A 22,706-nucleotide genomic window follows, 5' to 3' on the forward strand; every position below is an offset into this window, starting at 1 on the left:
TGATCCCTGCCGCCTGATCCCCCGGCCTGACCCGCCCCCGGCTGCGACACTGGCCGGGTGCTGGGCGGACCGGGGTTCGGCGGGCTCGTGGCGGTGGTGCTCGGGGCCGCCGCGCTGGTCGCCGGGACCGCCGCCAGCGGGGTGCTGGGCGAGACCGGCTCCACCGCGCTCGACGACCTCGCGCAGCTCGCCGCCGGGCTGTTCGCCGCCACCGCGTGCCTGGTCACGGCCCGGCGCGCGCACGGCCCCGACCGCCGGTGGCGGGTGCTGCTCGGGCTGGGCGCGCTGAGCTGGTCGGCCGGGCAGGCCGCGTGGACGTGGCAGCAGCTCGTCCTGGGCCGCGCCGTCCCCTCCCCCACGGTCGCCGACGCCGGGTACCTCGGGCTGGTGCCGTTCGCGCTGGCCGCGCTGCTCGTGCTCGGCGGGCACCGCGCGACGCCGCCGCCCGAGGTGCGCACGCCGCTGGTGCCGCCGCTCGACGGGCTGATCGTCGCGGGCTCGCTGTTCCTGCTGACCTGGTCCTCGTCGCTGGGCGCGCTGGTGGCGCGCGGCGTCCCCGACCCGGTGGCGTTCCTGGTCGCCGTGGCCTACCCGGTGACCGACCTGGTGCTGCTCGTGGTCGTGGTGGTGCTCGCCGCCGGGCGGGACGTGGTGCTCCGGTCGCAGCTGCGCCTGATCGGGCTGGGCCTGGCCGGGCTGGCGGTGTCCGACGGCACGTTCGCGTACCTGGTCAGCGCGCAGGCCCCGGCCGTGCCGCCGCTGGCCAACGCCGGGTTCACGCTCGGCCCCGCGCTGCTCGGGCTGGCCGCGCTCGCCCCGCCGCCCGCCGACCGGGGCGAGGCGCGCGCGTCCGCCGGTCCGCGCCGAACGCACCTGCTGCTGCCGTACCTGCCGCTGCTGCTGAGCTGGGCGGTGGTGCTGCACCGGACCGCGAGCGGCACGGCGGGCGAGCTGGACGGGGTGGAGGTGGCGTGCGGGTTCACCGTGTTCGGGGCGGTGGTGGCGCGGCAGCTGGTCGCCCTGGTCGCGAACACCCGGCTCGCGGCGCTGCTGCGCGCGTCCGAGCGGGAGCTGGCGCACCGGGCGACGCACGACCCGCTGACCGGGCTGGCGGGGCGGGCGCTGTTCGAGCGCAGGCTGGCCGAGGCGGTGGCGGAGCACCAGGTCGAGGGAACCCCGTTCGGGGTGCTCTTTGTGGACCTGGACCGGTTCAAGGCGGTGAACGACACGGAGGGTCACGCCAGCGGGGACGCGCTGCTCGGGCGGGTGGCCGGGCACCTGCGGGCGTGCGTGCGGGACGTGGACGTGGTGGCGCGGCTGGGCGGCGACGAGTTCGCGGTGCTGATCACCGGGGCGCAGGACCCGGAGGCGGTGGGGCGGCGGGTGCTGGCCGAGCTGGGCGGGATCAGCGCGAGCCTGGGGGTGGTGGTGTGCGCGGACGTCGAGCCGGAGGACACCGCGCAGGCCGTGCTGCACCGCGCCGACCAGGCCATGTACCGGGCGAAGCGGCGCGGCGGGGGTGGGCTGGTGGTGGGCTAGCGGGGGTGCTCGGGCACGAACGCGTACACGCTGGCGGGCGACCCGGAGCCGCGCCGGTTGATCGTTCCGCCGACCAGCACGTGCGCCCCGGTCTCCGGCAGCTCGGCCAGGTTCGCGAGGACCTCCAGGCTGATCCGGTGCTCGCGGTAGAGCAGCTTGGACACCCGGTAGTCGCCGTCGACGCCGGCGTCCGGCCCGAACGCGTCGGTGCCCAGCGCACCGCGGCGACCGAGCCGCCCGGTGTCCAGCAGCCAGCGGACGGCGGCGACCGAGAACCCCGGCTGGTGGACCTGGCCGGTCTCGTCGCGGTTGTAGAACGCGGGCGTGCCCCAGCGGTCCTCCCAGCCGGTCCACAGCACCACGGCCGCGCAGCGCGGGATGCGCCCGTGCGCGCGCTCCCAGCGCAGCAGGTCGTCGACGGAGAGCTCGTAGTCGGCGTCGCGGGCGGCCCGGTCCCGGACGTCGACCTTCACGGCGGGCAGCAGGAGGTCCTCGGGGTCGAGCTCGTCGGCGTGCGGCTGCCCGTCGGTGAAGTGCGCGGGCGCGCCCCAGTGCGTGCCGGTGTGCTCGCCCTGGTGGAGGTACTGGAGGTAGTAGCCGTCGCGCGCGACGGTGGCGACCGTCTCGGCCGTGAAGGCCGGGTCGCCGGGGTACCCGCTGGTGCGGCCGGGGTCGTTGACGTGCGCGAGGTTGACCAGCCGGTACCCGTCCAACCCCCCACGCGCCGGAGCGGCCCGCCGCCCCCGGAACGCGACCACCCCGCCCACCGCAACCACCGCACCGGCGACAGCCACCAGCCCACGCACCCGAACCCCTTCCCGCGGAACCGGGCCACCGTACCGACTCGACCGCCCCGATCGGCGGGACGACGCGCGCACGGGCCGATCGGGTGAAGCGCAGTGCCTTGTCGGGGGCTCGTGGGGAGCCGGGGCGTCGACCGCGCGGCTCGGCAGGCGGGCGTCGGCACGCTGCGCCGCGTGACGACGGTCAGGAGGCTCGACACCCGCATCCGCGCGCTCGGAACCCGCCTCGACGAGGTCTCCGGCGCGCAGGAGATCGTCGTGGAGCGGATGGCCGCGCAGATCGACGAGATCCACCGGGGTGATCACGCCCCGGCCGTCTCCGGCCGACCGCTGATCGCCCCGCCCCACCCTCAAGGCACCACGACCTGCCGCACCGCCTCGCCACCGGCCAGCCGGTCGAAGCCCGCGCCCACCTCCTCCAGCGCCAGCCTCCCGCTCAGCAGCCGCTCCACCGGCAGCAGCCCGGCCCGGTGCAGCGCGATGAACCGGGGGACGTCCCGCCCCGGCACGCACGAGCCGAGGTAGCTGCCCTTCAAGGTCCGCTCCTCCGCGACCAGGCTCAGCGCGGGCAGCACCAGCTCCCGGTCCGGGTGCGGCAAGCCGACGGTCACCGTGGTGCCGCCCGGCGCCGTCGCCGCGTACGCCTGGGCCAGCGCGGCGGGCACGCCGGTCGTGTCCACGACCTTCTCCGCGCCTCCCCCGGTCAGCTCCCGGACCGCCTCGACCGCGTCCGGACCGGCCGCCACGGCGTCGGTCGCGCCCAGGCTCAAGGCCAGCTCCCGCTTGCCCGCCACCAGGTCCACGGCCACGATCCGCGCCGCCCCGGCCGCTCGGGCGGCGAGCAGCGCGGCCAACCCCACCCCGCCAAGGCCGAACACCGCGACCACGTCCCCCGGCCCGACCCGCGCGCTGTGCAGCACCGCGCCCGCCCCGGTGAGCACCGCGCAGCCGAACAGCGCGGCCACCTCGAACGGCAGGTCCACGGGCGCCTTCGTGGCCGAGCGGGCGGAGACCACGGCGTGCTCGGCGAAGCCCGACACGCCCAGGTGGTGGTGCGGCCTCGTCCCGTCGGGCAGGCGCAGGCGGCGCGCGCCGGACAGCAGGGCTCCGTCCCGGTTCGCCGCCGCGCCCGGCTCGCACAGCGCGGGGCGCCCGGCGGCGCAGCGGCGGCACGCGCCGCAGGCGGGCACGAACGACAGGACCACGTGGTCACCGGGCGCGAACCCGGCGGCCCCCTCCCCCACCTCCAGCACCTCGCCCGCCGTCTCGTGCCCGAGCACCATCGGCAGCGGGCGCACGCGCGAGCCGTCGAGCACGGACAGGTCGGAGTGGCACAGCCCGGTGGCGCCGACCCGGACCAGCAGCTCGCCCGGCCCCGGCGGGTCCAGCTCCAGGTCCACGACCTCCAGCGGCCCGCCGACCTCGCGCAGCAGCGCGCCCCGCGTCCTCACGGGACCACCAGCCCGGTCATCGCCGCCCGCAACCCGTCCGGGATCGGCACCGGCCTGCGGGTGCCCCGGTCGGTGAACACGTGCACGAAGTGCCCCTGCGCCACCAGCTCGTCCGCCCCCTCGCGGTAGAAGCCGACCTCGTACCGGACGCTGGAGCCGCCCAGCTTCCCCACGCGCAACCCGGCGTCGAGCGCGTCGGGGAACGCCACGGCCGCCCGGTAGGAGCAGTGCGACTCGACGCACAGCCCGATCGCGGGACCGCCGTGGATGTCCAGCCCCGCGCCGATCAGCCAGGTGTTGATCACCGTGTCCATGAACGCGTAGTGGACGACGTTGTTGACGTGCCCGTACACGTCGTTGTCGCCCCACCGGGTGGGGACCCGCTGCCAGTGCGGGTAGTGCTCGCGCAACGCCCTGCCACCTCCCGTGCGGTCGCCGGTGAGCCGCGGGGCCCAGTCTGGCGCGCGGGAGCGTGGGCCGTGAAGTGCCGGGACGCGCCCCGCTCGGCCGTTGGTGTGATGTGTTTCACAGCAGCGCTAATCACCGCCACCGGTCACACCGAGTCAGCATTCCGATCCGATCAACCCGAAAACCGGCCACCAACTCGCCGGTCGCGGTGAACGGGCTTCCCCAATGCTTTTACCGGAACCACACCACCTCGCCCGCAGGGTGAAATCGCCGGGTGACCCCACCGCGCGAGGTCGAGCGCACCGTGCACACGCCCGCCCCAAGGGGTGAGCCCCACCTCACGAACGAGGTAAAACCACTCGACACGCCGCCCAACCAGCAGGTTCACCCAAAAAAGGCGAATCCGCACCGCACAGACACCGTGAGTGCGCCCCGGAAACAGGAATAGCCCCAAGGACGGACCCCGCATCGGACCCTTCCCGCACCCTTTCCCGCACTCGACGCGCCTCACTACGGTCTATCCGGCCCTTCACGACGATTTCCCAGAATTAGGCGGTGTACCCGGTGTCTGTCACCGATCAGGGCGTGGAATCCGAGCGCCCTCAGCTGAGCCTCGGCACTGCGGCTGCCCGCAACCTCGCGACCACCACCAAGTCCGCCCCGCAGATGCAGAACATCACCTCGCGGTGGCTGCTCAAGGTCCTGCCGTGGGAGCAGGCGGCCGGTGGCGCGTTCCGGGTCAACCGCAGGCTCAGCTACGCGGTCGGCGACGGCAGGCTGACCTTCACCAACACCGGCGCCGCCGTGCAGGTCGTGCCGCAGGAGCTGTGCGAGCTGCCGCTGCTGCGCGGGTTCGAGGACGTGGCCGTGCTGGCCGCGCTCGCCTCCCGCTTCAAGCAGCGCGAGTTCGCCGCGGGCGAGGTCGTCGTGGAGCGCGGGCGCACCCAGGACGCCGTGCACCTGGTCGCGCACGGCCGGGTCAACAAGATCGGCGAGACCGAGTACGGCGACCAGACCGTGCTCGGCGTGCTCGCCGACGGCGACCACTTCGGCGGCCAGTGCCTGGCCGGTCCGCAGGGCGTCTGGGACTTCACCGTCAAGGCGATCACCCCGGTCACCATGCTGGTGCTGCCGTGGAGCGTGTTCGAGCAGCTCAACGGCGAGATGGGCGGCCTGCGGGCGCACATCCAGCGGATGGTCAACGCCGGTCGCCAGAAGCAGAACCACCACGGCGAGGCCGAGATCGACATCGCCTCGGGCCACGAGGGCGAGGCCCCGCTCCCCGGCACGTTCGTGGACTACGAGCTGGCGCCGCGCGAGTACGAGCTGAGCGTCGCGCAGACCGTCCTCAACATCCACACCCGCGTCGCGGACCTCTACAACGAGCCGATGGACCAGGTCGAGCAGCAGCTGCGGCTCACCATCGAGGCGCTGCGCGAGCGCCAGGAGCACGAGCTGGTCAACAACCGCGACTTCGGCCTGCTGCACAACTCCGACCTCGGCCAGCGCATCCACACCCGCTCCGGCCCGCCCACCCCGGACGACTTCGACGAGCTGCTGTCCCTGGTGTGGAAGCAGCCGACCGCGTTCCTGGCGCACCCCAAGGTGATCGCCGCGTTCGGCCGCGAGTGCACCAAGCGCGGGATCTACCCGCAGAACACCGACCTGAACGGGCACATGGTGCCCGCGTGGCGCGGCGTGCCGGTGCTGCCCTGCAACAAGATCGGCGTCAGCGACCAGCGCACCAGCTCGGTGATCCTGCTGCGCGCGGGCAAGGACAACCAGGGCGTGATCGGCCTGCACCAGACCGGCCTGCCCGACGAGTACCAGCCCGGCCTGAACGTGCGGTTCATGGGCATCAACGAGCGCGCGGTCATGTCGTACCTGGTCAGCACGTACTACTCCGCCGCGATCATGGTCCCCGACGCCGTCGGCGTGCTGGAGCACGTCGAGCTGGGCCGCGAGGACTGAGCGACCCGGCCAGCACCGTCCCCACGACCAGATCGGAAGCACGCACGTGACAGCGATCGACCCCGCCCTGCCGCTCGACGAGATCGAGCGCACGCGCCAGAGCCTGGGCACCGCCGCCGCCCGCAACCTGGCCACCACGACCAAGTCCGCCCCGCAGATGCAGGCCATCTCGGCCCGCTGGCTGCTGCGCGAGCTGCCCTGGGTGCAGACCCAGGCGGGCACGTACCGGGTCAACCGCAGGCTCACCTACGCCGTCGGCGACGGGCGGATCACCTTCACCAGCACCGGTTCCGACATCCGCGTCATCCCGCAGGAGCTGCGCGAGGTGCCCGCGCTGCGCGCCTTCGAGGACGACGACGTGCTGACCGCGCTCGCGAACCGGTTCGTGCAGCGCGAGTTCACCCCCGGCGACCTGCTGGTGCAGCGCGGCGACCGCGCCGAGGAGCTCTTCCTCGTCGCGCACGGCAAGGTCGACAAGATCGGCGAGGGCGAGTACGGCAACCAGACCGTGCTCGACGTGCTCGCCGACGGCGACCACTTCGGCAACGGCGTCCTGACCGGCGAGACCGAGCAGTGGGCCTTCACCGCCAGGGCGGTCACCCCGGTGATCGCGCTGGTGCTGCCGTGGGAGACCGTGCAGCAGCTGCGCGACGAGAACAGCCCGCTGCGCGCGATCGTCCACTCGACCACGCGCACCAGGGGCCTGCCGCAGAACAAGCACGGCGAGGCGTCCATCGAGATCGCCTCGGGCCACGAGGGCGAGGCCCCGCTGCCGGGCACGTTCGTGGACTACGAGCTGGCGCCGCGCGAGTACGAGCTGAGCGTCGCGCAGACCGTGCTGCGGGTCCACAGCCGCGTCGCGGACCTCTACAACAAGCCGATGAACCAGACCGAGCAGCAGTTGCGGCTCACCGTCGAGGCCCTGCGCGAGCGGCAGGAGTTCGAGATGGTGAACAACCGCGACTTCGGCCTGCTGCACAACGCGGACCTCAAGCAGCGCATCCACACCCGCACCGGCCCGCCCACCCCGGACGACCTGGACGAGCTGCTCAGCCGCAGGCGCAAGACCGCGTTCCTGCTGGCCCACCCGCGCGCGATCGCCGCCTTCGGGCGCGAGGCGACCAAGCGCGGCGTGTACCCCGGCGTGGAGAACCACAACGGCACCATGGTGACCACCTGGCGCGGCGTGCCGCTGCTGCCGTGCGACAAGATCCCGGTCACCGCCCAGGGCACCAGCTCGATCCTGGCGATGCGCGTGGGCGAGCAGGACAGCGGCGTGGTCGGCCTGCACCAGACCGGCATCCCGGACGAGTTCCAGCCCGGCCTGAACGCGCGGTTCATGGGCATCAACGAGCTGGGCGTCATCTCCTACCTGGTGAGCGCCTACTACTCGGTCGCCGTGCTGGTCCCCGACGCGCTCGGGATCCTCGAGCACGTCGAGGTCGGCCGCGAGTAGCGCGCCCGCCGGGCGGCGGCGCCGGACCACCGAGGTCCCGCGCCGCCGCCCGGCGGGTCAGGCTCCGGCAAGGCCCAAGGCCCAAGGCAACGGGCCCGGCTCCGGCAAGGCCCAGGGCAACGGGCTCGGCTCCGGCCACGCCCGGAGCGGCGGTCCGGTTCGCGCCACGCCGGGGGCAGCGGCCCGCCGCCCCGCTCGACCCCCGCCCCACCGCACCGCACCCGCCCCACCGCACCGCACCCGCCCGACCACACCGCCCGCCCGCCCTCAACCGCACCACTCGCCCTCAACCGCACCGCCTGCGCTCAACCGCACCGCCTGCTCGACCACCTCGCTCTTCCGCGCTCGTCCGCCAGGCCCGCACCCCCGAGTTGGAGTGTCCGATGACCGATCTCGACGTCTCCCCCGCGCAGCGCTCCGCGCGGGACGTGCTGGCCTGGGGCCGGGCGCTGGTGGACCCGGCGCTGCGCGCCGCCGTCGACCGGCTGCCCGAGTCGATGCGCTCCATCGCGGGCTACCACTTCGGCTGGTGGGACGAGCACGGCGTCCCCACCGGCGCGGACGCGGGCAAGGCGATCCGGCCGGTGCTCGTGCTGCTGGCCGCGCGCGCGGTCGGCGGGCGGGCCGAGGACGCGCTGCCCGCCGCGGTCGCGGTGGAGCTGGTGCACAACTTCTCGCTGCTGCACGACGACGTGATGGACGGCGACGCCACCCGCAGGCACCGGCCGACCGCGTGGGCGGTGTTCGGGGTCAACGCGGCGGTGCTCGCGGGCGACGCGCTGATGACGCTGGCGCTGGACGTGCTGGCCGGGAGCGGGCACCCGGCGGCGGCGCGGGGCATCGTGCTGCTGAGCGCGGCCGTGCAGGAGCTGCTCGACGGGCAGAGCTCGGACCTCGGGTTCGAGGAGCGCGACGAGGTCGGCGTCGCCGAGTGCGTGCGCATGGCCGAGGGCAAGACTGCGGCGCTGCTGGGCGCGTGCTGCTCGCTGGGCGCCCTGTTCGGCGGCGGCTCCGCCGACCAGGTGGGCGAGCTGGGGCTGTTCGGCGAGCGGACGGGCCTGGCGTTCCAGTTCGTGGACGACCTGCTGGGCATCTGGGGCGACCCGGCCGCCACCGGCAAGCCGGTGCACTCGGACCTGCGCAACCGCAAGAAGTCGCTGCCCGTGGTGGCCGCGCTGGCCTCGCGCAGCCAGGCCGGGCGCGAGCTGGCCGGGCTGTACCGGGGGCGCGGCGAGCTGGCCGGGTCGGCGCTGGAGGAGGCGGCCGGGCTGGTCGAGCAGGCCGGGGCGCGGGCGTGGGGCCAGCGGCGGGCCGACGAGCTGCTCGCGCAGGCCAGGACGCACCTGCGGGCGGCGGGCGTCGACCCGGTCGCGGCGCGCGAGCTGGACGCCGTCGCCGTGCTGATGACCCGACGCGACCGCTGAGCCCGGATCACTGAGCCCCGACCGCTGAGCACCGACCGCCGAGACCCGACCAGAACCAGCCAGGAGCGCCCATGGGAGTCCCACTCGTGCTGCTCGCCTCGCCCCGGTCGTTCTGCGCCGGGGTCGAGCGGGCGGTGGAGATCGTCGAGGAGCTGCTGCGGCGGCGCGGCGGCCCGGTCCACGTGCGCAAGCAGATCGTGCACAACACGCACGTGGTGGCGCGGCTGGAGTCGATGGGCGCGGTGTTCGTGGACGAGCTGGACGAGGTGCCGGACGGGGCCGTGGTGGTGTTCTCCGCGCACGGGGTGTCGCCCGCCGTGCGCGCCGAGGCCGAGCGGCGCGGGTTCGAGGTGGTCGACGCGACCTGCCCGCTGGTGACCAAGGTGCACGCGGAGGCGCGCCGGTTCGCCGGGCGCGGGGACACCGTGGTGCTGATCGGGCACGCCGGGCACGAGGAGGTCGAGGGCACGCTCGGCGAGGCCCCGGACCGGATGCTGCTGGTGGACGGCCCGGAGGCGGTGGCGGCGCTGGAGGTCGAGGACCCGGAGCGGGTGTCGTACCTGATGCAGACGACGCTGGCCGCGGACGAGGCGACCGAGGTCGTGGCGGCGCTGCGCAAGCGCTTCCCCGCACTGCGCGGCCCCTCTTCGGACGACATCTGCTACGCCACCACGAACCGCCAAGAGGCGGTACGGGAGGTGGCGCGCGAGGCCGATCTGGTCCTCGTGGTCGGTTCAGCGAACTCATCCAACTCGGCAAGGCTGGTGGAACTGGTGCGCCGCGAGGGCGTGCCCGCCCACCTGATCGACGACGTGCGCGACCTGCGCCCGCGATGGCTGGAGGGGGTGCGCGTGGTGGGGTTGAGCGCGGGGGCGTCCGCGCCGCCGGGGCTGGTGGACGAGGTCGTGGCGGTGCTGGACGCGCACCGGGTCGAGGTGCGGGAGACCACCGTGGAGACCATCCGGTTCACCCTGCCCGCCGCGGTGCGGAGGTGAGCGGCGCGCCGGGTGGCACAGCCCGCCCCCCGCACGCCGACGCGACCCCGCAACCCCGCTCCGAGGCGCTGCCGACCTCGCTGGAGCAGCTGACCGGTCCGGAGGCGCTGCGGGCGGTGCCCGAGCGGGCGCTCCCCGCGCTGGCGGCCGAGATCCGGCGGTTCCTGGTGGAGAAGGTGTCGCGGCGCGGCGGGCACCTGGGGTCCAACCTGGGCGTGGTGGAGCTGACCATCGCGCTGCACCGGGTGTTCGACTCGCCGCACGACGTGCTGCTGTTCGACGGCGGCCACCAGTCGTACGCGCACAAGGTGCTCACCGGTCGGGCGGCCGGGTTCGACGGGCTGCGCGGGTTCGGCGGGCTGTCCGGATACCCGAGCGCGGCCGAGTCGCAGCACGACGTGGTGGAGAACTCGCACTCGTCCACCGCGCTGTCCTACGCGGACGGGATCGCGCGGGCGCTGCGGTTGCAGGGCTCGGACCGGCGCGTGGTCGCGGTGGTCGGGGACGGCGCGCTCACCGGCGGCATGGCCTGGGAGGCGCTGAACAACCTGGCGTCGGCGGACTACCCGGTGATCGTGGTGGTCAACGACAACGCGCGCTCGTACGCGCCGACGGCGGGCGGGCTGGCCGCGCACCTCGGCCGGTTGCGGGAGCGGCGGGCGCACCCGGTGTTCGAGGAGCTGGGGCTGCCGTACCTGGGGCCGGTGGACGGGCACGACGTGCCCGCGCTGGAGGGCGTGCTGGCCGAGGCCGCCGCGCTGGGCAGGCCGGTGGTGGTGCACTGCGCGACCCGCAAGGGCCGGGGCTACCCGCCCGCCGAGGGCGACGCGGTGGACTGCCTGCACGCGGTGTCGCCGTCCGGTGGCACGGGCGAGCGGGGCTGGGCGGACGTGTTCGGGGCGGAGCTGGCCGAGATCGGGCTCCAGCGGGCGGACGTGGTGTGCGTGACGGCGGCGGTGCAGGGGCCGAGCGGGCTGGACGCGTTCGCGCGGCGGTTCCCGGAGCGGGTGTTCGACGTGGGCGTGGCCGAGCAGCACGCGGTGACGTCCGCGGCGGGCATGGCGATGGCGGGCGCGCACCCGGTGGTGCCGCTGGCGTCGACGTTCCTGCAGCGGGCGTTCGACCAGGTGCTGATGGACGTGGCGCTGCACCGGCTGCCGGTGACGCTGGTGCTGGGCGGGGCCGGGGTGACCGGTCCGGACGGGCCGAGCCAGCAGGGCCTGTGGGACGCGGCGCTGCTGCCGCTGGTGCCGGGGATGCGGGTGGCCGCGCCGCGCGACCCGGCGAGGTTGGTGGAGCTGCTGCGCGAGGCGGTGGCGGAGCGGGAGGCGCCGACGGCGCTGCGGCACCCGAGCGGTCCCGCGCCGGAGGACGTGCCCGCGCTGCGCCGGGTCGGCGGGTGCGACGTGCTGCACGAGGCGCACGCGGCGCGGGCGCTGCTGGTGGCGGTCGGACCGATGGCCGGGGTGTGCCTGGAGGCGGCGGGGCTGCTGGCGGAGCGGGGCGTCGGGGTGGACGTGGTCGACCCGAGGTGGATCGCTCCGCTGGATCCGGAGCTGCTGCGGTTGGCGGGTGGGCACCGGGTGGTGCTGGTGGTGGAGGACGGCGTCGCGGGCGGGTCGCTGGGCGCGCGGCTGGCACAGGCGGTGGGGAGCGCGCGGGTGCGGTCGCTGGCGCTGCCGGTGGAGTTCCTGCCGCACGGCGAGCGGGCCGAGCTGCTGCGGCGGCGGGGGTTGGCGGCGGGCGACGTCGCGGCGGCGGTGCGGCGGGTGGTGGACGAGGACTCGCTGACGGTGTCGGCCTCGGTGTGCGACTGCCTGCAGGACGTCCTGCCGTACCGCGGCGAGCGCTGACGGGCGCTTCCCGCCCGGTCTCCGGGTCGGGCGGGAAGCGGGCGGTGTTCTCCCCCGGTTCGGGCGTTCGGCGCGGGGCTGAGGCGTGGTGGCGCTGATCGGATGACGCGGACCGGTGGTCCACCGGGGCGTGGTTCCTTTGCGCACCAAGGGTTTTGCGGGCTCCGGCGTGAGGCGCGGGAACGTTCCGGTCACGCTACGGCGAGGTTTCGCCCTCAGGAAAAACTGTTGGCGCGCAAGGTTTTCACCACCGCGCACCGCGCTGCTCCGCCGGGACCACCGCTCGCGCGGCTGCTCGGCGCATTCGAGCGCGACCACCCGGCGGCACGGCGCCGCCACACCGCGCAGCACCGCCGGAACCGAAGCGCCCCACCACGTTCCCCCCTTCGGCGCAGCACCACCACACCCCCGCGCGGAGGTCCGGGCACGACGTCCGGAGCGGCGTTCGGCGGGTACCTCAAGCCTTGGTCAACAGAAGTTGTGAGAGCGCTCTCCCCCTGGCTAGCTTCTGCACCGGCCACAAGCCGAGCAGGTGGTGAGCTCATCACCAGGACACCCGACCCCGAGCGTTCTTGCGAGGTGCCGCATGGTCAACGCGACCCCCATCGGGTAGCCAGGGAGGTCGCCTGGGGCGCTACCCCGCCTCAGGCGACCGAGAAGAGCCGAGGACCGGTCGGACCCGGAAGTCGATCCGCTGTGGACGGACCGCGCACCGCGCGCCGTCCACTCAGGGCACGCCGGAGAGTAGTTAGCGTTGCTAGTAAACGGCATTGCCGAAAACGCGCGGTGACGGGATGCCGAACAAGCCCGGTCACCCTGAGTTTGTGCATCGATGCAGCACAGGGCCTCGCGAGGGGTGTGAACCATCCGTCCACCGGGCTAAATTTCCCACCACATGAGATGCATGGTTGAAGATCGACCACGTCGACCTGGGCTTCATCACGGATCGGATGCGACCTTGTACCGATCGTGACGGAATACTCGAATTTTTCCCAGATAACGGGAAGTTCGCGACAGCGACTCCCCGTACCCCTATCGTTCAAGCGCGCTCAGTGACCGAAAAGTGACCTGAACGCGCCCGGCCCGTGAAGACCACGACGACCGCCAAGGAGCACCGTGACGATTAGGGTCCGGCCCTACACGATGACGGGCGGACGGACGCGCTCGACGACCAGCCTCGCCATCGAGACGATCGTCTCGACGAACGAGCGGGCCGGACGCGACGCACTGACCTCCACCGCCGAGCACCGCGTGATCAGCGACCTCTGCCGCACCCCGCACTCCGTCGCGGAGGTGTCCGCGCGCCTCAGGCTCCCCCTGGGCGTGGTCCGGGTGCTGCTGTCGGACATGTCCGACCTGACGCTGATCAACATCCACGAGAACATGGAGACGGGCGAGAAGGGCCCGACCATGGCGCTGATGGAGCGGGTGCTCTCCGGGCTGCGCGGCCTGTAGCGACCGTCCACACGCGACGGAGCGCGCGCACCGAGACGTCATCGGCCCCGGAACCCGCTGAGGTTCCGGGGCCGACCGCCGTTCAGTCCGAGGTCGGCAGCAGCAGGAGGACCTCGCCGCTGTCCTTGTCCCGCACCGCGAACTCCGTGATCTCGTGCCACCGCAGCGCGAGCCCGCCGGGGATCGTGACGGCCTCGCCGGTCCGGGCGCCCTCGGCGTCGTCGGCGGTGACGAGCCAGGTGGCGACGGGGTAGGTCTTCCCGTCGCGCGACTTCGCGACCAGCTCGCCGGTCTTCGCCCTGACGCCCTTGACCTCGAACTCCAGCGAGGTCCCCCACGGCTCGGGCGAGGCGCTGATCCGCGCCCAGACACCGGTCTCGGCGTTGGTGCGCACCAGCTCGCCCGAGGCGTCGACGCTGTTCCTCGCCACCTCGGTCTGCCGGGGCGAGCCGTCGTCCTGCGCGACGAGGCCCCCGGACGAGACGACCCCGTAGGTCGCCGCCGAGGACAGCGCGATCAGCACCAGCGCGGCAGCCGCCGCGTAGAGCGAGTACTTGCGGCGCTTGCGGGCGCGGTCCAGGGAAACCACGTCGAGCATCGAGCGCACCGAGCGGCCGTCCGGGCGCTCGTCCGCGTCGGAGCTGAGCAGCCCCGCGGCGTTCGCCTCGTCGAGCAGGTCGGGCAGTTGCGCGAAGTCGCGCAGGTCGAGCGCGCACCGGCGGCACTGGGCGAGGTGGTTCTCGAAGGCGTCGACCTCGTCCTCGTCGAGGATGCCGAGGACGTACGCCGCGACGTCGACGTGGTTCGGCAGCGAACTCACCTGTGTCAGCCCCGATCCTGAAGCGCCCGCCGCAGGGCGCGAAGTGCGTAGTAGACCCTGGATTTGACCGTGCCCGGCGGAACTCCGAGCACCTCCGCGGCTTCCCCCACGGTACGGTCGCGCAAGTACGTTTCGAGAATAGCCTCCCGGTGTTCCTGGGTTAGCCCGTTCATCGCCTCGGCGACGACGATCGCCGCGAGCGTCCGGTCCGCCTCGTCGTGCGAGGGGGCCTCGTCGGACGGGGTCAGCTCCGACTCCTGCGGGCGCACGCTGCGCTTGCGGCGGTCGTCGATGACGAGCCTGCGGGCGACGGTGAACAGCCAGGACCGCAGCAGGACGGGGTCCCGCTCCAGCTTCTCGGCGTTGCGCCAAGCCCTGACCAGCGTCTCCTGCACGATGTCCTCGGCCCACTGCCGGTCGCTGCCGGTCAGCCGCATGGCGTGCCCGAGCAGCCCGCTGCCGAACTCCCGGTAGAGCCTCCTGATGAGCTCGTCCTCCGGACGCGCTTCTCTGAGGGGACGATCCCGCTCTTCTTGGTGTTGAGTGCGTCTTTGCCGCGCCACGCGGAGCATCCAAGCGCGCCGGGAGGGCAAAAGTCGAGCTTTTCCGGGCAAAAAAAGTGGTCGAATCGTTTGTGAACCGTCACCGGTCCGTTTTCGTACCCACCCGTTCCAGGGTGGGCGGACCGGGTTCGCGCCCGATTTCGATTGGACCGTCGAGCGGTAAGGACCTTGACCCGTTCGGTCCATCCACAGTAGACCGTTCAGTCGTCCCGGACGCGTCCGAACCGGGCAGGCACCGGGCCTCCGGGCCGCGCGCCCGGTGACGCGGGAGGCGGGGCCCACGGCGACTCTGGCAGCGGGAACCCCCCGCGGCAACCCCGATCCCGAACCTCCGGGGCGGGGCCGGAGGCGACGCGCGCCGGTCCCGCGTGGACGACGACGGCGTTCACGGGCGAGCGCCCGACCCGACCGCCCCGGCGACGCGGTCGCGCGGGTTCGGAGCGGCGTGCGGGCGCTTCCAGCGTGCGGAAGAACACCCCCGGCTGAGCCGCGGCACCGGTCTGCGGTGCGGTGGCCGGTGGTCCCGCGCCGCTTCGCAGCGCGGGAAGAACACGCCCGCACCCACTCGTCGACCAGGTCCGGGCGAGCTGTTACCTGAACGCGCTAGCCGCGTAACCCGAACAGCCCAGCATTCCCGCGTATGACGCGGAACAGCGGAGTCACCGTCGTGGGCATCCCCGCGCGCGACGAGGAGCGGACCGTGCGCGGGGTGGCCGAGGCCGCCGACGCCGGGTTGCGCCTTGCCTTCCCCCACGGGGACAACGCCGTCGTGCTCGCCGACAACGGCAGCACCGACGGCACGGTGGCCCGGTTCGCCGGGACGCCGCTGCGCGCGCGCAAGGTCGTGGCGCGCAGCGGGCGCGAGGGGACCGGCAAGGGCACCAACGTGCTCGCCGTGTTCGACCGGGCGCGCGAGCTGGGCGCGGACCGGCTGCTGCTGCTCGACGCGGACGTGCGCTCGGCCGAACCGGGCTGGGTCGGCGCGCTGGCCGAGGCGGTGGACGGGGACGAGCCGGTGATGGCGCTGCCCTGCTACCGGCGCGACCGGTACGAGGCGAACACGACCAACCACCTGGTGAGCCCGCTGCTGGCGGCCGTGTACGGGGCGCACGTGCAGCAGCCGATCGGCGGCGAGTTCGCGTTCAACCGGGCGTTCCTGGAGCGGGCGGCGACCTGGGAGCGGCCGGACAGCGCGCAGCTGTACGGGATCGACGTGTGGCTGACCGCGAACGCGCTGCGGGAGGGGCTGCGGCTGGTGGAGGTCCCGCTGGGGCGCAAGCTGCACAACTCGCCGTTCCCGAAGATCCTGCGGCTGCCGCAGCAGGTGCTGGACTCGCTGTTCCACGTGGTGCTGGCGACCGACCGGGTGCGCGACGCCGCGCCGCGCGGGTCGGGGCTGCGGCAGGCGGTGGACGTGGCGGCGGTGCCGCAGGACCCGGCGGTGGTGGCGCGGGTGGCCGACGCGGTGGGGCGGTACCTGGCGGCGCACCGGGGCGACGTGCTCGCGCTGTTCCCGGCGGCGCGCGGCCTGGTGGCGGCGCCGTGGGGGCTGCGGGTGGACGCCGGGGTGTGGCCGGAGCTGCTGGCGGACGCGGTGGTGGCGCTGTCGGAGGGCTGGTTCACGTCGGCGCGGGACCACCTGGTGGCGCTGTACGTGAACCGGGTGATGACGTTCTGGGACGAGATCGAGGGGTTGGACGGGGCCGCCGTGGACGCGGTGCTGGACCGCCAGGCCGTGGAGACGGCGCGGGCGGTCGCGGGGCGCGGGGTGGAGCTGGGCGGCCGGGTGACCGGGCCGGGGGCCTTCCACGTCGGGCACTGGAGCGGGTTCAACGCCGACGAGCCCGCGCGAGGGCTTGCGGTGTGAGGGGTTCTCGGCAAAGGGGAGGAGCCCCAAGCGCTGGGCGGCAGCGCGGGACCACGGTGCAGCGGTTCGTGGTCTCGCACTGCCGCCCAGCGCGGGCGTAACACAAACGGCTCCGGCAGCGCTTTCCAAGCATGGGAGCGGAGCGCGTCGGGCAGCGGAGGTGGTCCAGGCCCTTGTTGGCGCTGGCCGCGGTGTTCCTGGTGGTCGCGGTGTGGAACGGGGTGCTGACCGTCACCGAGGAGATCGGGTGGCGGGGCGCGACGGCGGCCGGGTGCGCGGTCGCGTCGGTGAGCCTGCTGTGCGTCGCGGCTGCGGACCGGTGGCGCTGATCCCGTTGCGCGGCAACCGTTCCCGGCCGCACCCGCGCTAGTCGAGGTCGCTCAGGTCGAGCACGAACCGGTAGCGCGCGTCCCCGCGACCCAGTCGCTCCAGCGCCTCGCCGACCCGCGCGGAGGGCAGCACCTCCACGTCGGCGACCACCCCGTGCTCGGCGCAGAACCGGAGCATCTCCGCCGTCGCCGGGAGCCCGCCGCTGCCGCTGGAGGTGAGCTTCTTGCGCCCCACCAGAAGGTCCATGGTCTCGACGCTCACCGGCCCGAGGTAGCCGACCTGGGTCAGCGCGCCGTCCCAGGCGACCATCTTCAGGTACGGGGCGAGGTCGTGCGGCACGGCGATGGTGTCGACGACGACGTCGAACCGGTCGCGCGCCCGCTCGACCTGCTCGGGGTCGGTGGACACGACGAAGTCCTCGGCCCCCAACGCCCGCGCGTCGTCGGCCTTGTCGGCGGTGCGGCTGATCACCGCGACCTGCGCGCCGAGCGCGACGGCGAGCTTGACCGCCAGGTGCCCGAGCCCGCCCAGCCCGGCCACGGCGACGCGGCTGCCGGGCCCGACGCCGAGCGCGCGCAGCGGCTCCCAGACCGTGATGCCCGCGCACATCAGCGGCGCGGCGGCGGCCGGGTCGAGCCCCTCGGGCAGGTGGTGGGCGAACGCCTCGCGGACCACGTACTCCCGGCTGTAGCCGCCGAGCGTGGTGCTGCCGTCGTGCCGGTCGGTCCCGCCGTAGGTCAGGGCCGGGAACTCGCGGCAGAAGTTCTGCTGCCCCGCCAGGCACGGCGGGCAGGTCCCGCACGAGTCGACGATGTTGCCCACGGCCACCGGGTCGCCGACCGCGAACGCGGTGACGTCGGGGCCGATCCCGGTGACCACGCCGGTGAACTCGTGGCCGGGCACCAGGGGCGCGCCGCCGTCGGCGTGGGAGCGCAGGTGGTGCAGGTCGGTGTGGCAGACCCCGCAGTGGTCGACGCGCACGGCGATGTCGTCGGCCCGCAGGTCGCGCCGCTGGAGCGCGGACCGCACGAGCTCGCCGCCCTCGGCGCGCCAACCGGTGGTCGTCCTCATGGTGGGCACTCCTTCAAACAGACTGTTCGGTTTATTTGACCGTAGGGCAGCCCCGGACCAAAAGCAAACCAACCGGTCTGTTTGTTAATCTGGGCGCATGGCAGAGCAGGCGCTGACCCCCAGGGGAGCCGCGACCAGGGCGCGGATCATCGAGGCGGCCACCGCCGAGTTCACCGAGCACGGCATCGCGGGCGCGCGCGTCGAGCGGGTCGTGGCGGCGGCGCGCACCAACAAGGCCCAGCTCTACGCGTACTTCGGCAGCAAGGACGGCCTGTTCGACGCGGTGCTGGGCAGCCTGATGGACCGGATCGTGGACGTGGTCCCGATCGACGCCACCGACCTCGCCGACTGGGCGGTGCGGCTGTACGACGACTACCTGGTCCGGCCCGAGGTGGTGCGGCTGGCCACGTGGACGCGGCTGGAGCGCCGCCCGTCCGGCCACCTGGTGACCGACCACGAGCAGCGCGAGGACGTGAAGCTGCGCGCGATCGCCGAGGCGCAGGCCGCCGGTCTGGTCGTGCCGGGCGACCCGTTCGACGTGATGGTGCTGGTGATCTCGATGTCGCTGGCCTGGTCGCCGGTCAGCACCTCCTACGCGGCGAGCGCCGACGAGCCCGCCGAGGCGCACGAGCGCCGCAGGTCGCTGCTGCGCGAGAGCGTGCGGCGAGCGGTCATGCTCTGACGCGCCCCAAACGCCGCTCTGCTCACCGCCGTTCGGGCTCCACGCGGGCCCCGCGCCCGCCTACCATGGGCCCCGTGATCCTCTTCGGCGGACTCCTGGTCCTGCTCGGCGCGTCCACGCTGATCTGGCGCGACGCCGACATCGTCGGCCTCTCCCCCGACGCCTCCGGCGGCCTGCTGCTGGCGCTCGGCGCCGCCGCGATCGTCGCGGGCTTCGTGCTGCGGGCCCGCCGCCGCGCCCGGCGGATCGCGAACGGCGAGCCGGAACCGCTGGGCTCGGTGGTCGACCGGGCCAGGGCGGTGCCCCGGATGCTGCGCGACCGCAAGGCGTACGGCATCGGCGGCGGTCAGCTCGCGGCGTGGGCGTTCGCGCTGGTGTACGTCGTGTCCCCGGTCGACCTGCTGCCCGAGCTGCTGCCGATCATCGGCGTGACCGACGACGCGGGCGTGGGCGTGTGGCTGCTCACGAGCCTGTCGGCGGCGGCGGGCGGCTACCTGCGGTGGGAGTCAGAAAAGCGCAACGGCCAGCCCCAGCGCGGCTAGCACGTTCACGGCGGTCGACGCGGCGAACACCCCGATCGGCCGCCACCCGGCCTGCCGCAGCGCGCCCACCCGGAACTCCAGCCCGATGCTGGTGAACGCCAGGATCAGGAACCACGTGCGCAGGTCGTTCACCACGCCGATCGCCGCCTTGCCCGAGGCGGGGTCGGCGGTGGCGAGGTAGGCCGTGGCGATGGCGGAGGCGGCGAGGAAGCCCAGCACGAACTTCGGGAACCGCTGCCCGAACTGCGCGGCAGTTCGAGACCACCGACCGCCGAACCTCGGCCCCGTGCTGCCGCTCAGTCGGTTTGCGCTGTCGTCCGGCGCCTGCCGGTCGTCCCGTGCCCCCTCCACGCGCAGCGCGAAGTACGCGGTCAGCGCGACCGCGACCACGCCCAGCAGCGCGTTCTGGGTGACCTTGACGATCGTGGCGACCTGCAGCGACTCCTCGCCCGCGAGCGTCCCGGCCGCCGTGACGGCCGCCGTGGTGTCGATGTTGCCGCCGATCCACGCGCCGGCGGTGCGCGGGTCGAGGCCCAGCGCGGTCGCCGCCAGCGGCAGCAGGAAGATCGACGGCAGGGCGAAGACGATCACCAGGCTGGCGCTGTAGGCCAACTGCTCGCGCTTGGCCTGCACCGCGCCCGCCGCCGCGATGGCCGCGCTCACCCCGCAGATCGCGACGGCCGCCGAGAGCAGCGCGCGCAGCTTCTCGTCCAGCCCGAGCCTGCCGCCGAGCCACCAGGAGAACCCGAACACGAGGCTGATCAGCACGACGGACTGGACCAGCGCGGGACCGGCGGCGTCGGCGAGGACGGCGAGGTTGATCGAGGCGCCGAGCAGCACCAGGCCGGTCTTGATGAAGAACTCGGTGCGGAAGCCGCCCGCCAGGCGGTCCCGCACGCCCAGCGCGCCCAGGAGGGCGTTGCCGAGCAGGCCGAGCGCGATGGCGTAGACGGGGAACTCGACGGCCGCCCCGACGCCCTCCCAGGAGGTGCCCTCGGTGGCGTCGGGGACGGTCTTGGACAGGTGCCGGGCCGCGGCGGACAGGGCCAGGACGACCAGCGCGCCGAGGACCGCGAGGCCCAGCGGCGAGCGCTCCCCCGGTTCGGCGGTCCGCTCGACCGCCCGCTCCTGCCCGCTCACGGGACGAGTCCGGGCGGGATGACGCCGGTCAGCGCCAGCGCGAGCAGGAGCAGGCCCGCGGCCACCGCGAGCCAGTCCTCCGTCAACCAGGTGCGATCGTCCATGCCAGCACGCTCCGGGGTGCGCCGGGAACAATGTTCACCCGAACGTAACGACCCCGGCGCGCACCGTCACCGCTTCCCGCTCCGTGGAACAGAAGCGCCGTGAACAGCGGAAACGCGGGTTTCCGCCGTCCACCGGCCGATCACTCGGCGATCCGCCGCTCCGCCTCGGGCTCCCGCTCCTCCGGCACGTCCGCGACCCGCCGCGCGTCCGCCCGGTCCACCAGCTCGCGCTTCGGCGCGGGCTCGCCGCGCAGCCCCTCCAGGAGCCCGGTGATCGCCGCCATGATCCGCGCCGTCGCCTCGTCCAGCACCTGCTTGGTCATCGGCTTGCCGTACAGGTCGGACAGGTCCACCGGGTCGCCGCAGGTGATGTGCACCTCGGTCCACGGCCGGGGCCGCGCCGAGCCGTCCGGGAGCAGCCGCTCGGGCCCCCACTGCGCGACCGGCACCACCGGCGTCCTCGTCGCCAGCGCCACCCGCGCCACCCCGGACTTGCCGCGCATCGGCCAGTGGTCGGGATCGGAGGTGAACGTGCCCTCCGGGTACACCCCGACGCACTCGCCCTCGGCGAGGGCCGTGCGCGCCGCGTCCAGCGCCAACCCGGCCCGCGCGCTGCCCCGGTCCACCGGGATGTGCCTGCCGGAGCGCATCACCGCGCCGATCACCGGGGCGGTGAACAGGTTGGCGCGCGCCAGGTAGCGCGGGACGCGCCCGGAGGCCAGCGCGTACGCGGTCAGCAGGATCGGGTCCACGTTCGACAGGTGGTTGGACGCGAGCAGGACCGCGCCGCTCTTGGGCACCTTCTCGCGCCCGGTCATGCGCATCCGGACGAACAGCACCAGGAGCGGCCAGATCAACTCGATCGCCAGTCCGTACCAGATCCCCCGGCCGCGCCGGGGCAGCCTCGGCGTCAACGCCACCATCTCGGAGAAGCTCACGACGGGAATCCTCGGACATGCCGCTCCGGGCTCGCGCGCCGCCCCGCGGCACGCCGCCACTGGGAACGCTTCCCTGCCCGTCCACCGGCTGATCAGGTTCAGCTAGGGTCCCGCACGTGCCCATGAGCGCGGTCGACCGCATCAGCGTGCTTCTCGTCGAGGACGACGAGGGCGACGCCATCCTGGTCGAAGCACTTCTGGAGGAGGTGGGGGCGGACGTCGAGCTGCTGCGCGCGCGCACGTTGCGCGAGGCCATGACGCAGCTGTCCGGCGCGGACTGCGTCCTGCTCGACCTCGGACTCCCCGACACCACCGGCCTTGACGGGCTGCTGAACCTGCTGGCCCAGTCCGCGCCCGCCGCCATCATCGTGCTGACCGGGCTCAACGACGAGCACCAGGGGATGCGCGCGGTCGCCGCGGGCGCCGAGGACTACCTCGTCAAGGGGCAGGTCGACGGCGCGGCGCTGCTGCGCGGCATCCGGTACGCGGTGGGCCGCAAGCAGGCCGAGGAGACCCAGCGGCAGCTGCGGGACGAGAAGCTGCACGCGGCCGAGAAGACCCGCCTGGAGCGCGGCCTGCTGCCGTCGCCGCTGCTGCGCGGACCGGCGCCGCTGGTGAAGGAGCGGTACCGGCCAGGCGGCAGCCGGATGCTGCTGGGCGGCGACTTCTACGACACCGTGCAGGCGCACGACGGCACCCTGCACGTGATCATCGGCGACGTGTGCGGCCACGGGCCGGACGAGGCCGCGCTGGGCGTGCTGCTGCGGATAGCGTGGCGCGCGCTGCTGCTGGCCGAGCAGACCCCCGAGCGGGTGCTGCACACGATGCACGAGCTGCTGGAGCTGGAGCGGCACCAGCCGGGGCTGTTCACCACCGCGTGCATGATCTCGGTGGCCCCCGACCGGCGGTCCGCGCGGGTGTTCCTGGCCGGGCACCCCGAGCCGATCCTGATGGCGGACGACAAGATCGTCGAGCTGCCCAGGACGCGCGCGGGGCTGCCGCTGGGCGTGCTGCCGGACAGCGAGTGGGACGCGCTGGACGTCGAGCTGCCGCCCGGCTGGTCGTTGATGATCTACACCGACGGCCTCGTGGAGGGCCGGGTGGGCAACGACTCGGAGCGGCTCGGCTCGGAGCGGCTGATCGAGCTGATCGGGCAGGTCCGCGCGGGGGCGCGGGGCGGGACGATCGACCCCGACGAGCTCCTGGACTCGCTGATCTCGCGGGTTAAGGAGCTGAACGGCGGGGAACTGGACGACGACATGGCCGTGCTGTTGATATCGGAGCAGAGCTGACT

20 protein-coding genes are annotated in these 22,706 nt (G+C 73.9%); 12 read left to right on the forward strand and 8 right to left on the reverse strand.

Going from position 1 to position 22,706, the window contains the following annotated elements:
• Window positions 1–57: 57 nt before the first annotated feature.
• Window positions 58–1,539, forward strand: a complete 1,482-nt coding sequence (locus tag AMIR_RS24875; RefSeq protein ID WP_015803722.1) for a GGDEF domain-containing protein — start codon at window positions 58–60, stop codon at window positions 1,537–1,539.
• Here AMIR_RS24875 and AMIR_RS24880 read toward each other — a convergent pair.
• The 3 genes from AMIR_RS24880 to AMIR_RS24890 all read right to left on the reverse strand — a co-directional run bounded on the left by AMIR_RS24880 (window position 1,536) and on the right by AMIR_RS24890 (window position 4,203).
• A complete protein-coding gene (locus tag AMIR_RS24880; RefSeq protein WP_015803723.1) occupies window positions 1,536–2,306 on the reverse strand; it encodes a cyclase family protein in 771 nt (256 codons plus the stop codon). The genes AMIR_RS24875 and AMIR_RS24880 overlap by 4 nt on opposite strands.
• Before the next feature lie 386 nt (window positions 2,307–2,692).
• The gene (locus tag AMIR_RS24885; protein ID WP_015803724.1) at window positions 2,693–3,793 is read right to left on the reverse strand and encodes a zinc-binding dehydrogenase; all 1,101 of its coding nucleotides are present in this window, start codon (window positions 3,791–3,793) and stop codon (window positions 2,693–2,695) included.
• Window positions 3,790–4,203, reverse strand: coding sequence for an acyl-CoA thioesterase (locus AMIR_RS24890; RefSeq protein ID WP_015803725.1), 414 nt, complete (start codon window positions 4,201–4,203; stop codon window positions 3,790–3,792). Before AMIR_RS24890 ends, AMIR_RS24885 begins: the two co-directional genes overlap by 4 nt.
• 562 nt (window positions 4,204–4,765) lie before the next feature.
• Between AMIR_RS24890 and AMIR_RS24895 the strand changes: the two genes are divergently transcribed.
• The 6 genes from AMIR_RS24895 to AMIR_RS24920 all read left to right on the forward strand — a co-directional run bounded on the left by AMIR_RS24895 (window position 4,766) and on the right by AMIR_RS24920 (window position 13,355).
• The gene (locus AMIR_RS24895; protein WP_015803726.1) at window positions 4,766–6,172 is read left to right on the forward strand and encodes a family 2B encapsulin nanocompartment shell protein; all 1,407 of its coding nucleotides are present in this window, start codon (window positions 4,766–4,768) and stop codon (window positions 6,170–6,172) included.
• A 46-nt stretch (window positions 6,173–6,218) separates the two neighbouring features.
• Complete coding sequence (locus tag AMIR_RS24900) at window positions 6,219–7,628, forward strand: family 2B encapsulin nanocompartment shell protein (RefSeq protein ID WP_015803727.1); 1,410 nt, start codon at window positions 6,219–6,221, stop codon at window positions 7,626–7,628.
• A gap of 383 nt (window positions 7,629–8,011) precedes the next feature.
• Window positions 8,012–9,052, forward strand: a complete 1,041-nt coding sequence (locus AMIR_RS24905; RefSeq protein ID WP_015803728.1) for a family 2 encapsulin nanocompartment cargo protein polyprenyl transferase — start codon at window positions 8,012–8,014, stop codon at window positions 9,050–9,052.
• Between the two features lie 71 nt (window positions 9,053–9,123).
• Complete coding sequence (gene ispH / locus AMIR_RS24910) at window positions 9,124–10,047, forward strand: 4-hydroxy-3-methylbut-2-enyl diphosphate reductase (RefSeq protein WP_015803729.1); 924 nt, start codon at window positions 9,124–9,126, stop codon at window positions 10,045–10,047.
• Window positions 10,044–11,900 carry a 1-deoxy-D-xylulose-5-phosphate synthase gene (locus AMIR_RS24915; RefSeq protein WP_015803730.1) on the forward strand — a complete coding sequence of 619 codons (1,857 nt, stop codon included), beginning with the start codon at window positions 10,044–10,046 and terminating at the stop codon, window positions 11,898–11,900. Before ispH ends, AMIR_RS24915 begins: the two co-directional genes overlap by 4 nt.
• 1,116 nt (window positions 11,901–13,016) lie before the next feature.
• Window positions 13,017–13,355 (forward strand): DUF742 domain-containing protein, encoded by a 339-nt coding sequence (locus AMIR_RS24920; RefSeq protein ID WP_015803732.1) that lies wholly within the window; start codon window positions 13,017–13,019, stop codon window positions 13,353–13,355.
• A gap of 82 nt (window positions 13,356–13,437) precedes the next feature.
• On the opposite strand, the gene AMIR_RS24925 is transcribed toward AMIR_RS24920, so the two are convergent.
• Window positions 13,438–14,175, reverse strand: coding sequence for an anti-sigma factor family protein (locus AMIR_RS24925; RefSeq protein WP_015803733.1), 738 nt, complete (start codon window positions 14,173–14,175; stop codon window positions 13,438–13,440).
• A gap of 5 nt (window positions 14,176–14,180) precedes the next feature.
• The gene (locus tag AMIR_RS24930) at window positions 14,181–14,747 is read right to left on the reverse strand and encodes a sigma-70 family RNA polymerase sigma factor (protein ID WP_015803734.1); all 567 of its coding nucleotides are present in this window, start codon (window positions 14,745–14,747) and stop codon (window positions 14,181–14,183) included.
• A 631-nt stretch (window positions 14,748–15,378) separates the two neighbouring features.
• Here AMIR_RS24930 and AMIR_RS24935 point away from each other — a divergent pair.
• Entirely contained in the window at window positions 15,379–16,605 is a 1,227-nt protein-coding gene (locus AMIR_RS24935; protein WP_015803735.1) for a glycosyltransferase family 2 protein, read from the forward strand.
• Between the two features lie 131 nt (window positions 16,606–16,736).
• Window positions 16,737–16,934, forward strand: a complete 198-nt coding sequence (locus AMIR_RS40600; RefSeq protein WP_187313443.1) for a hypothetical protein — start codon at window positions 16,737–16,739, stop codon at window positions 16,932–16,934.
• A 37-nt stretch (window positions 16,935–16,971) separates the two neighbouring features.
• Here AMIR_RS40600 and AMIR_RS24940 read toward each other — a convergent pair whose 3' ends face one another.
• Window positions 16,972–18,006 (reverse strand): NAD(P)-dependent alcohol dehydrogenase, encoded by a 1,035-nt coding sequence (locus tag AMIR_RS24940; RefSeq protein WP_015803736.1) that lies wholly within the window; start codon window positions 18,004–18,006, stop codon window positions 16,972–16,974.
• Window positions 18,007–18,103: 97 nt separating this feature from the next.
• Between AMIR_RS24940 and AMIR_RS24945 the strand changes: the two genes are divergently transcribed.
• Together AMIR_RS24945 and AMIR_RS24950 are read left to right on the forward strand one after the other, a co-directional pair.
• Window positions 18,104–18,688 carry a TetR/AcrR family transcriptional regulator gene (locus AMIR_RS24945; protein WP_015803737.1) on the forward strand — a complete coding sequence of 195 codons (585 nt, stop codon included), beginning with the start codon at window positions 18,104–18,106 and terminating at the stop codon, window positions 18,686–18,688.
• A gap of 65 nt (window positions 18,689–18,753) precedes the next feature.
• The gene (locus tag AMIR_RS24950; protein ID WP_015803738.1) at window positions 18,754–19,230 is read left to right on the forward strand and encodes a YkvA family protein; all 477 of its coding nucleotides are present in this window, start codon (window positions 18,754–18,756) and stop codon (window positions 19,228–19,230) included.
• Here AMIR_RS24950 and AMIR_RS24955 read toward each other — a convergent pair.
• Window positions 19,195–20,370, reverse strand: a complete 1,176-nt coding sequence (locus tag AMIR_RS24955) for a YeiH family protein (protein WP_015803739.1) — start codon at window positions 20,368–20,370, stop codon at window positions 19,195–19,197. The genes AMIR_RS24950 and AMIR_RS24955 overlap by 36 nt on opposite strands.
• A gap of 244 nt (window positions 20,371–20,614) precedes the next feature.
• Entirely contained in the window at window positions 20,615–21,397 is a 783-nt protein-coding gene (locus AMIR_RS24960) for a lysophospholipid acyltransferase family protein (RefSeq protein ID WP_015803741.1), read from the reverse strand.
• Window positions 21,398–21,534: 137 nt separating this feature from the next.
• Here AMIR_RS24960 and AMIR_RS24965 point away from each other — a divergent pair, with 137 nt between their 5' ends.
• Entirely contained in the window at window positions 21,535–22,704 is a 1,170-nt protein-coding gene (locus AMIR_RS24965; RefSeq protein ID WP_015803742.1) for a PP2C family protein-serine/threonine phosphatase, read from the forward strand.
• Window positions 22,705–22,706 lie beyond the last annotated feature (2 nt).

This window comes from Actinosynnema mirum DSM 43827 (assembly GCF_000023245.1).
Lineage (GTDB): Bacteria > Actinomycetota > Actinomycetes > Mycobacteriales > Pseudonocardiaceae > Actinosynnema > Actinosynnema mirum.

Coding starts and splice junctions, on each gene's coding strand:
- AMIR_RS24905 (WP_015803728.1), top strand. CDS start 8,012: ATGACCGATCTCGACGTCTCCCCCGCGCAGCGCTCCGCGCGGGACGTG.
- ispH (WP_015803729.1), top strand. CDS start 9,124: ATGGGAGTCCCACTCGTGCTGCTCGCCTCGCCCCGGTCGTTCTGCGCC.
- AMIR_RS24930 (WP_015803734.1), bottom strand. CDS start 14,747: ATGCTCCGCGTGGCGCGGCAAAGACGCACTCAACACCAAGAAGAGCGG.
- AMIR_RS24935 (WP_015803735.1), top strand. CDS start 15,379: ATGACGCGGAACAGCGGAGTCACCGTCGTGGGCATCCCCGCGCGCGAC.
- AMIR_RS40600 (WP_187313443.1), top strand. CDS start 16,737: ATGGGAGCGGAGCGCGTCGGGCAGCGGAGGTGGTCCAGGCCCTTGTTG.
- AMIR_RS24940 (WP_015803736.1), bottom strand. CDS start 18,006: ATGAGGACGACCACCGGTTGGCGCGCCGAGGGCGGCGAGCTCGTGCGG.
- AMIR_RS24945 (WP_015803737.1), top strand. CDS start 18,104: ATGGCAGAGCAGGCGCTGACCCCCAGGGGAGCCGCGACCAGGGCGCGG.
- AMIR_RS24950 (WP_015803738.1), top strand. CDS start 18,754: ATGGGCCCCGTGATCCTCTTCGGCGGACTCCTGGTCCTGCTCGGCGCG.
- AMIR_RS24960 (WP_015803741.1), bottom strand. CDS start 21,397: ATGGTGGCGTTGACGCCGAGGCTGCCCCGGCGCGGCCGGGGGATCTGG.
- AMIR_RS24965 (WP_015803742.1), top strand. CDS start 21,535: ATGAGCGCGGTCGACCGCATCAGCGTGCTTCTCGTCGAGGACGACGAG.